The sequence below is a fragment of the Pseudomonas onubensis genome (assembly GCF_965653655.1).
Classification (GTDB): Bacteria; Pseudomonadota; Gammaproteobacteria; order Pseudomonadales; family Pseudomonadaceae; genus Aquipseudomonas.
Genome location: NZ_CBFHAZ010000194.1, coordinates 1 through 2,529 on the forward strand (window position 1 = coordinate 1; position 2,529 = coordinate 2,529).

The 2,529-nt window shown below is 59.4% G+C and carries 3 protein-coding genes; all 3 read right to left on the reverse strand.

Translation table 11 applies throughout. From position 1 onward, the window contains the following. Nucleotides 1-86: 86 nt before the first annotated feature. Genes ACTD9P_RS29470 through ACTD9P_RS29480 form a run of 3 tightly spaced genes read right to left on the reverse strand, consistent with a single transcriptional unit; the run spans nt 87 to nt 2,173 of the window. The gene (locus tag ACTD9P_RS29470; protein ID WP_438870402.1) at nt 87-806 is read right to left on the reverse strand and encodes an alpha/beta hydrolase; all 720 of its coding nucleotides are present in this window, start codon (nt 804-806) and stop codon (nt 87-89) included. An 11-nt stretch (nt 807-817) separates the two neighbouring features. Further along, the gene (gene cobF / locus ACTD9P_RS29475) at nt 818-1,573 is read right to left on the reverse strand and encodes a precorrin-6A synthase (deacetylating) (RefSeq protein ID WP_438870403.1); all 756 of its coding nucleotides are present in this window, start codon (nt 1,571-1,573) and stop codon (nt 818-820) included. Between the two features lie 45 nt (nt 1,574-1,618). Beyond that, on the reverse strand, nt 1,619-2,173 hold the full coding sequence (locus ACTD9P_RS29480) for a histidine phosphatase family protein (protein ID WP_438870404.1): 555 nt from the start codon (nt 2,171-2,173) through the stop codon (nt 1,619-1,621). Nucleotides 2,174-2,529: the final 356 nt, after the last annotated feature.

The following is a 2,529-nucleotide window of genomic DNA, read 5'->3' on the forward strand; positions in this document are numbered from 1 at the left end:
CTCGCGAATGCGGTAGCTCAGTTACAGATGAATTGACTGACACACCGCATTCGCGAGCAAGCCCGCTCCCACATTTTGATCTTCATTTACTTCAGGCTGTTTTCCAGCCAGGCCTTGAGGTCCTGTATTTCAGCCTCGCTCACGGTATGCGGCATGCCCCTATACCCATGAAACTCAGGCTCCAACCCCAGCCCCAGCAACACCTCATTGGCGCGGGTGGCCGACACATACGGCAGCGCCTGATCCAGGGTGCCATGGCCGATAAAAATCGCCAGGCGCTTCAATGACTCATCAGGCTTGAGCTCAGCCTTGAGCATCGGCAACACGCTGCCACTCAGCGCCGCAATCCCGCGCACCAGCGCAGGCTTTCGCAAGCCCACTTCATACGCCATGATCGCGCCTTGGCTGAACCCTACCAAAAACACCCGATCACTGTGGGTGTGGTACTTGGCCGTGGCCTTGCTGACAAAGTCTTCAATCAGCTGGGCGCTGCGCTGCAAATCCGCGGTCTCGCCGTCGTAATCACCCTCACCGGATTTCCTGGCAAACCAGCGATAGCCACTGGGGTCCACCGGCATCGGCGCGCGGGCCGACAAATAGGTCCAGGTGGACGGCAACGCGTCCTTGATACCAAACAAGTCTTCCTCGTTACTGCCAAATCCATGCAGGAAGATCACCAACGGCTGATTGCGCGCGTCACTTTGCGTCTGCTCCAGGTAGGGCAACGGCAAGTCGGTGTGCAAGGCATTATCGGCGTGGGCGGCACCAGCGACTAACGCCAGCGCCAGGGCGAACAATTTGAACATGGGCATCAACCTCAAGGTTTGCGCAACAGATACGTGTCCATGATCCAGCCATTCTCCAGGCGCGCCGCCTTGCGCACCCGTTGGATTTCGTCGGCCACTTCGCTGACTTTGCCGCTGATAAGAATTTCATCCGGCGTGCCCAGGTAGGCGCCCCAATAAATATCCATATCCTGGTCGGCCACAGTGCGGTAAGAGTCCTCGGCATCGAGCATCACCACCAAGGTGTCGGCATCACTCGCCTGCCCCGCCGCCAGCCGGCGCCCAGTGGTGATCTCGATGGAACGACCGATGCGGTTGAGCGCCACTTTATGCTGGGCCGCCAGGGCCTGCACGCTGGTGATGCCGGGGATGACTTCGAACTCAAACACACAACGGCCGCTGGCCAGAATCGCCTGCAGGATGCGGATGGTGCTGTCGTACAGCGCCGGGTCGCCCCAGGCCAGGAAAGCGCCCACTTCACCGTCGGCCATGTGCTCGTTGATCATGCGCTCGAACGTCTGCTGCTTGTCGCGGTTCAGGTCTTGCACGGCAGTGGTGTAGTCGATATCACCGCGCACGCGCTCGGGGCAGTCGGCCTCGACGAAACGGTAACCGGGCTCGGTGATGTAGGTTTCGCAGATCTCACGGCGCAGGTCGATCAGCTTGTCTTTGCTCTGGCCCTTGTCCATCAGAAAAAACACGTCGGTGCGGTTCAGCGCCTTTACGGCCTGCATCGTGATGTAGTCAGGGTTGCCGGCGCCGATGCCGATGATCAGGATGCGTTTCATGGGGTGCTCTCATTGCGGGGCGTGGATTTTGCCATGTTCATGGCCCTAGGCGTGAGTTTCCAGGCGCAGGCGCCATACCGTGTTGAAACGCAGCTCGGTGGCGGACAGCGGCTCGACGTCGATCAAGTAAAACATCGAGATGGGAAATTGCAGGACGTACAGCATCGCGGCGCGGATCACGAAGGGGTGGGTGACGGCCACGACATGGCCGGGGTGGCTTTCGAGGGATTTGAGCCAGTGCCCAACCCGCGTGCATAGCCGCTCTACCGATTCACCGCCATGGGGTGCGGCGGTGCTGTCGCTCATCCAGGCTGCCAGGGCGTCCGGGGCCAATTGATCGATAGCCTGGCCTTTCCAGGCGCCGAAATCAGCGTCACGCAAAGCACTGTCGATCTGCGCGTCGGCACCGAACAGGCCTGCGGTCTGACGGGTTCTGGCCTCGGGCGCACACGCCAGGCGCATGGTTTTCTTGAAACGCCCGGCCAGGGATAACGCGGCGCCCTGCCAATCCATCGCCACAGACTCGTCATCGGGAAACCGCCCGTGCTTTTGCAGCGTTGTGACGGCATGGCAAATCAAGGTCAAACGGGTGGCCTGCATCACACTTCACTCTGTTTCGTGGCGCAGTCAGCGGAGACTGGCGAAGTTATCCCCATATATTACAACACACATGAAACAGGATGCCGGTTCAATCCCGGCTAGGGCGCGGTTTGACGCCTGAGCTTTTGAGCAAACCTGTGGGAGCTGGCTTGCCTGCAATGGCCATAGGTATCTACACAACGTTAATGTTGAGGCGGTCTTGGGGCTGACCAGGAGGGTGGTTGAAGCAAGAGCCAGATCAAGTGCAAAGCCAAAGCTTATCTACCTGATGCACCACGGTCTAAATGTGGGAGCGGGCTTGCTCGCGAATGCGGTGGGTCAGTGACAGATGAATTGACTGACACACCGTATTCGCG

Excerpts from the sequence above, each read along its gene's own strand:
- ACTD9P_RS29470 (WP_438870402.1), bottom strand. The coding sequence starts at position 806 with ATGTTCAAATTGTTCGCCCTGGCGCTGGCGTTAGTCGCTGGTGCCGCC.
- cobF (WP_438870403.1), bottom strand. The coding sequence starts at position 1,573 with ATGAAACGCATCCTGATCATCGGCATCGGCGCCGGCAACCCTGACTAC.
- ACTD9P_RS29480 (WP_438870404.1), bottom strand. The coding sequence starts at position 2,173 with ATGCAGGCCACCCGTTTGACCTTGATTTGCCATGCCGTCACAACGCTG.